The sequence below is a fragment of the Mesotoga infera genome (assembly GCA_011045915.1).
Lineage (GTDB): Bacteria > Thermotogota > Thermotogae > Petrotogales > Kosmotogaceae > Mesotoga > Mesotoga infera_D.
Genome location: DSBT01000408.1, coordinates 1 through 6,821, shown reverse-complemented (window position 1 = coordinate 6,821; position 6,821 = coordinate 1). Strand labels below are relative to the sequence as shown.

Annotated in this window: 7 protein-coding genes; 6 read left to right on the top strand and 1 reads right to left on the bottom strand. The window is 45.9% G+C overall.

Annotation, left to right across the window (positions count from 1 at the left end):
* Window positions 1–34 precede the first annotated feature (34 nt).
* Window positions 35–1,039: an SIS domain-containing protein gene (locus tag ENN47_13150; GenBank protein HDP79093.1), complete on the bottom strand. Its 1,005-nt coding sequence runs from the start codon at window positions 1,037–1,039 to the stop codon at window positions 35–37.
* A gap of 134 nt (window positions 1,040–1,173) precedes the next feature.
* On the opposite strand from ENN47_13150, the gene ENN47_13145 reads away from it, so the two are divergent.
* From ENN47_13145 to ENN47_13120, 6 genes are all read left to right on the top strand, one after another.
* Window positions 1,174–1,983 carry an alpha/beta hydrolase gene (locus ENN47_13145; protein HDP79092.1) on the top strand — a complete coding sequence of 270 codons (810 nt, stop codon included), beginning with the start codon at window positions 1,174–1,176 and terminating at the stop codon, window positions 1,981–1,983.
* Window positions 1,984–2,125: 142 nt separating this feature from the next.
* Window positions 2,126–3,178 carry a 3-oxoacyl-ACP synthase gene (locus ENN47_13140; protein HDP79091.1) on the top strand — a complete coding sequence of 351 codons (1,053 nt, stop codon included), beginning with the start codon at window positions 2,126–2,128 and terminating at the stop codon, window positions 3,176–3,178.
* A gap of 11 nt (window positions 3,179–3,189) precedes the next feature.
* Window positions 3,190–3,936 carry a 3-oxoacyl-[acyl-carrier-protein] reductase gene (gene fabG / locus ENN47_13135; protein HDP79090.1) on the top strand — a complete coding sequence of 249 codons (747 nt, stop codon included), beginning with the start codon at window positions 3,190–3,192 and terminating at the stop codon, window positions 3,934–3,936.
* On the top strand, window positions 3,933–5,111 hold the full coding sequence (locus tag ENN47_13130) for a TetR/AcrR family transcriptional regulator (GenBank protein HDP79089.1): 1,179 nt from the start codon (window positions 3,933–3,935) through the stop codon (window positions 5,109–5,111). The genes fabG and ENN47_13130 overlap by 4 nt, the downstream gene beginning before the upstream one ends.
* Window positions 5,108–6,406: an acetyl-CoA hydrolase/transferase family protein gene (locus ENN47_13125; protein HDP79088.1), complete on the top strand. Its 1,299-nt coding sequence runs from the start codon at window positions 5,108–5,110 to the stop codon at window positions 6,404–6,406. Before ENN47_13130 ends, ENN47_13125 begins: the two co-directional genes overlap by 4 nt.
* 11 nt (window positions 6,407–6,417) lie before the next feature.
* The coding region (locus ENN47_13120) for an acetyl-CoA C-acyltransferase (protein HDP79087.1) at window positions 6,418–6,821 on the top strand (404 nt) is incomplete at its 3' end.

Genomic DNA, 6,821 nt, shown 5'->3' with positions numbered 1-6,821 from the left:
GGCCTTATTGAAGAACAGTGATAGTGATATCAGGCTACTCTTTGGTAGTAACCTTCTTCCCATACACTCCGGCTCCGGGATCAAATCCCCTCTTTCGGGCTATCTCTTCCACAGTTTTTTGAAGGACATTCATCATAGGAATCGATGCAAGCACCTCATCGAGGCCCTCGGAAGTAAATACGGTCTCAACGCTCTCCTCTCTTGAGTTAGAAAGAGTTATCAAGTCACACTTGTCAGAAATATCACTGTGGAGTTCCTTCATTAAGTCGTAAGTGGCTCCGGTTGGATTAAGAGTAAGGACCACTGGTTTGTCTATCAACAGCTCAACGGGGCCATGCCTGAAAGCGGCGCCTGTGTAGAATATCAAGCTGATTTTCGCAACTTCAGCAAACATTAGTCTTGCCATCCTGCCCACCCCGATTCCAAATCCTCTGGCCACAAGTATCCTCTCCCTGCTTTCAGAGAGGAGAGACGCGAGCCACGAGACATCAAGTGTGAGAGCTTCCTCCATCCTGGAAGGCAGTTTGGAGAAGTCCATCCGCCTTGCCGTCTTAGAAGCTGCGATTATCAGCATCAAAACCATACTATTTACAAAGGTCTTTGTGGCTCCCATTGATCTTTCGTCACCTGCATTGAGAAGGAAAACTCTATCATCAGGGAAATGCTTTGAGGCACTGCTCTGGCAGCTGTTTGTTATTAGTGCCATCCTTCGTAAGAGGTCCCTGTTGTCTTGGATGAATCTTATCAGTTCAGCGCTTTCCCCAGACTGGCTTATTAAGAAAATTGTTGTATATCTTTTGAGTAGTTCATCGGATGCATAAGAGATTATCTCGGACATCTCTGCGCTCACTGCGTCGATACCGGAGGATCTGAGATAGGAAGCGGCCACTTCCGCAGCGTGGAGAGACGCCCCCATTCCTGTGAACAAAACTTTATGAAAGTCCAGCCCCTCTGCTTTTGCGGAGGTAACGTCGGAAGTTGAGATAAGCTTTCTGACCGCTTCGGGTTGTTCCAACATATCCTTCATGAATTTCGACATTCAGACCATCCCTTCTTCGAATAATTCTGTGATCTCGGCATCGTGTTTGGCTCTACTCTATGAGTTTATCATCAAAGGGCAGTGTTTTGACTAACTGCCCGAATCGGTGCAATAATCATTATGGAGGTGAAGATATGTCACTACTCAAAACAACGGATGGCACACAGATTTACTTTGAAGAACATGGAAGCGAGAAGAACGCACCGCTTCTAATACTGAACGGCATTATGATGTCAACCCCATCATGGTCAAGTTTCATTTCGGGTTTCTCCAAGCACTTCAGACTTATCTTGATGGACTTCAGAGATCAGGGCCGGTCAGAAAGAAAGGAACTGCAATACCACATCTCCGTTCATGTCAGTGATGTTGTCGATCTTCTAGATCATCTTAAGATTGCCAAAGCAAACATAGTTGGCCTATCCTATGGCGGACAGGTCGCAGAAATGCTGGCTATTGGCAATCCCGACAGAGTCAAATCATTAGTGCTTGCAAACACTCCGGCAAGGATCTCTCCATATCTCGCAGAACTCGGCGAAGCATGGAAGGAAGCGGCAGAGCTTTTCGACGGCGAGCGATTTTTCAAACTTGCAATACCTTTCATCTACTCAGATTACTTCTACAATCGAAACCTTGCATGGCTGAAGGAACGTCAGAAGATGTTCAAATCAACACTTGACAGACAATGGTTCGAAGGGTTCATTAGACTTATCTCTTCAAATCCCGATTTCAATGTTTTGGACGAACTAGATGAAATTCAGTGCCCAACTCTACTTATTGGCGCCGATCGGGACATCATTACCCCAATAGAAGAAATGAAAATGATCCATGAAAGAGTCAGAAACTCAGAATTTCTTGTTATAAAGGATGCCGGTCACGGAGCTTTTCTTGAAAAATCGGAAGAATTCATGACGGCAACTATCGGCTTCGTACTTAAGAATCGTTAGAAAAAGTGACATTATTGGAGTTATTCATCTTCTTTCATCGATAATCATCATTAGACAGCGCTCATTGCACTTAGTAATCGGAGCAGTTTAGTGTATTCTAAAAGTGAGAGATGATTCATCTTTCATTTATGAGAGATGATTCATGACGCGCAGATTATGTGAGGTGATCTTAGTGGGTTCAGTTCCGAAAATTGGAATAGCTGGAATCGGGACATACATACCTGAAGGATTCATGACTCCAGATGAGATTGCGGAGGCTACAGGAATTCCCCGAGACGTAATCGAACTGAAGTTTGGAGTGAAGAGAAGATTGATGCCCGGTCCCCAGGATACAACAAGCAATCTGGGGATTAAAGCAGCGTTGAAAGCTCTTAAGAACGCCGGTACTGATCCCAAAGATATTGATCTAATTATTTGGAATGGCGCCCAACATAAAGACTATCCATGCTGGCTGGCGGGATTAAAGGTTGCTGACGAAATCGGTGCCGTCAACGCGTGGTCTTTTGACATGGAAGCGATGTGTGGATCTATGATGGCAGGTATTGACGTAGCAAAGAGTCTTATGATAGCGCGCGACGATATCGACACAGTTCTTCTTGTGAGCGGGTACAGAAATGTCGATCTCATGAGTCTAGCCGAGCCCTCGACATCTTTCATGCTTGACGTTGGCGCTAGCGGAGCTGCAGTCGTTTTGAAGAAAGGTCATGAAGAGAATATTGTTCTTTCCTCTGCCTTTAAAGGTGACGGTTCATTTTCGGAGTTATGCGTGGTGCCCGTCGGAGGAACGAAAAAATGGCCTATGAATCCAGAAGACGCGTTGAACTATCATTTCTCTGTACAGGGAGACACTGCGGAATTCAAGAAACGTCTTGGCGAGACAACTATGCCCAACTTCTACTGGGTTATAAGAGAGTCGCTCAAAAAAAGTGGTTACTCACAAAGTGATATCGATTATCTAGCGATTTTACATTTCAAGAGATCGGCTCATTTTGCAGTACTTGAAGAGCTTGGACTGAAGGAAGATCAAAGTACTTACCTTGATTACTACGGCCATCTTGGGCAGAACGATCAGATTCTCTCAATTGAATTGGGTTTGAGAGACAGAAAGATTAAAGATGGTGACGTGGTGGTTATGGTTGGTGCCGGGTTAGGTTTCGTCTGGGCCGCAACGACCGTCAAATGGGGCAGATTTTAGGAGGCGAAAAAGTGAGAATGGAAGGTAAGGTTGTCATTATTACTGGTGGCGCAAGTGGTCTTGGTAGAGCGGCAGTGGAAAAGTTCACTCGAGAGGGTGCCATAGTCTATGCCTGTGATATGGATGTCGAAGGGCTTGAAAGTCTGAAGACGGAGTTCTCCGCGCTTCCAGGCAAAGTGATCCCCAAGAAGCTTAACGTTACAGACAGACCAGCAATAGCTGAGTTGATAAAGGAAATTAAGAGTGAATTCGGGCACATCGATGGCCTTGTAAACAATGCAGGAGTAACCAGGGATGCGCTGATTCAGAGAATGAGTGAAGAAGATTGGGACCTGGTCATTGATGTGAACCTGAAGGGTGTATTCAACATGACTCAGGCGGTTGCTCCAGTGATGCTTGACCAAGGTCAGGGTTCTATAGTCAACACCTCTTCAATCGTTGGCGTATATGGCAACATTGGTCAGTCGAATTACTCCGCTTCAAAGGGAGGAGTAATAGCCATGACGAAGAGCTGGGCTAAGGAACTGACGAGAAAGGGTGCGAAAATCAGAGTAAACGCCGTGGCGCCTGGATTCATTAAGACTCCCATGACTGAGAAAATGCCTGAGAAGATCCTGACGGCGCTCGAAGAAAAAATTCCTCTGAAGAGAATGGGACTCCCTGAGGAAATTGCAGATGTCTATTTCTTCTTGATTTCCGATGAATCAAGTTATTTGACTGGCCAGGTAATTGGCGTAGATGGGGGTCTCGTAATTTGAAGATCTCTCGAAGCGAGAGAACAAGACTTCAGATAAAGCAGGCGGCTGAAGACCTATTCAGCCGTCTGGGTTTCGAAATGACATCCGTGGCCAACATATGCAGGACCTGTGGACTGTCCAACGGTGCATTCTACAGACATTACACCGGAAAGGAACAGGTGTTCAAGGAAATAGTCCAGGACATAAAGACCGAATTCGAATCTGCTGCAAAATCGATAGCGGGTCGAGATGCGAGAGAGAAGTTCTTCAATCTATACAGGACGGTTTTCGACATTTTGTGGGAATCGAGAAAAAAATTTACAGCCTTTCACGAAGCCGAGTACAGGTTTCCAGATGTTGAAAGTTCTGTTGACAGAACTTACAAGGATGCGCTGCTTTCAACAGTGCCGGTAGATCAGCCCCCGCTTTCGATGCCGAAAATGTGGTTCCTGGTGGGAAGTTCAAGATTTACTGCTATCTACTGGATTATTTACAACGGGACTAGGGTTCCCGATTCGACAGTAAAGTCGCTCGTGGATTTCACTCTTGGTGGTTTTGTGAAATCAGAACATCTAGATAGTAGTGCGCTGGATTTTTCTCTAGACAGAGCGAAGGTGAGCAGCGCTTCCAAAGCGAAGGAAGTCATCCTGTTAGCCGCTGAGCGTCTTATGGGAGAGAAGGGATACTTTGAGACCTCCATTTATGATATTACGAGCAGGGCAGGCTATGGTCAGGGCACGTTCTATCTACATTTCGAGAGCAAAGAGAAACTGCTTCAAGAACTCGTATATCAAGCAAACAGGAGTCTAAGAAGAACGATGAGAGATGCAGTCTCCGGGGTAGAAGGAAGACTTAACAGAGAGATAAGGTCATACAAAGCATTTCTGCTTTTCATGGATGTTCACAAGGAGCTCTATAACATAGTACGCGAATCTGAGTTTGTGCAGCCCGAGACGGGTCGTTTCTATTATGAAAGACTTCTCACATCTTATATCAACGCTCTTGAAGAAGCAAGGTTGATGGATGAGATTAAGCCAATAGACTCTCGAGATCTGGGAGTTTTCCTCATGGGAATAGGACACTTCATGGGTCTTGATCTGCTTTTCGGCAAAGAGAATGACTATGAGAAATGGAATGAATATCTGGTAGAGCTGGCTTCTCTTATGGCAAAAGGTTATGGAGGTGCTTTTAGTTGAACTGGAATGGTGAATACAGGAAGAAAAAGATATCGATTGAGGAAGGTTTGAAGAAAATCAGATCAAACACGAAGATTGTTACAAGCATGGCCGCCATGGAAGCTCAGGGACTCCTGAAGAACCTCCACAGGGTTGAGAATGTTGAGAATGTGGCCGTTGCTACTTGTTTGAACATTGGGGAGTATCCCTTCTTTGTAAATAAGGAATACGAAGGTAAGTTTCTGAACGAGTCCTGGTTCCACTCGGTGGGTGCCAGGAAGGCAGTCAGTAACGGTCTGAGAACAGTTACCTACATCCCGAACAATCTTCACACTGCCGGTGTTGAAAGGATCATGGCAAATACACCAGACATCTTCTGGGGAGTCGCCTCTCCGATGGACAAAAATGGGTACATGACTGTTTCTTTATCCACCGTGTACGAAAGAGACATGGTTGAGAACGCGAAGATGATAATTATGGAAGTGAATGAGAAGGCCCCGAAAACTCACGGAGATACTCATGTACACATAAGCGAAGTCGACTATGTGATCGAGAACAGTTTCGAAATCCCCGAACTGCCGGATACTGAGCCTTCAGAAACGGAGATGAGTATTGCGGGTCACATTTCGTCGCTTGTTGAAGATGGTTCTACTCTGCAGATCGGAATCGGGGGCATTCCAAATGCCGTCGCAAAGCTTATGGAAGACAAGCACGACCTTGGAATCCATACCGAGATGTTTACGGAGTCGATGATTCACCTGTTCGAAAAAGGAGCAATAACAAATCGGAAGAAGAGTCTCTGGCCTGGAAAGTTTATTGCAACTTTTGCACTGGGGACGAAGGAAATGTACTCATTCATAGAAGATAATCCCGGGGTGCTCCTCCTGAGGGGAAACTATGTGAATGATCCCTACGTTGTAGCACAAAACGACAACATGGTCTCGATAAACACCGCGATATCTGTCGATCTAACCGGGCAGGTTTGTTCTGAAGCAATTGGAACGAGACATTACAGCGGCACCGGAGGGCAGCTTGACACACATAGGGGGGCCTCAATGGCGAAGAATGGCAAGGGAATAATTGCCCTTAGATCGACGGCAAAGAAGGGCACCGTATCAACAATCGTCCCTCTTCTTCCGCTTGGCTCACCGGTGACTGTTCCCAGGCAGGATATCGATTATGTGGTGACGGAGTTTGGATTGGCGAGATTGAAGGGTCTCAATGTCTTCCAAAGAGTGGAAGCATTGCTCAGCGTTTCTCACCCGGATTTCAGATCTGAGCTAAGAAAGCAAGCAAGCGAAATCGGATTGATATAGGAGGTTTCTTGATGAAGAAGGTCTTCATAGTTGGAGCAAAAAGGACTGCAATCGGTACTTTTGGAGGAACTCTTAAGGATGTTCCGGCGGTGGATCTTGGAGTGACTGCTTCGAGAGCGGCAATAGAGCACTCGAAAGTCGATGCTAAGAACATTGAAGAGACAATAATGGGCTGTATTCTAACTGCTAATCAGGGCATGGGGCCAGGAAGGCAAGTCTCAATCGGAGCAGGCGTGCCAATTGAGAGTCCGGGATATCTTGTCAACATGCTGTGCGGTTCCGGGATGAAATCTACAATGATCGGCGCTCAGGACATTGTCTCCGATGAAGCAGACCTTGTCTTGACAGGCGGCATGGAGAACATGTCTATAAGCCCTTATATGCTTGACAAAGCCAGATTCGGCTACAGAATGGG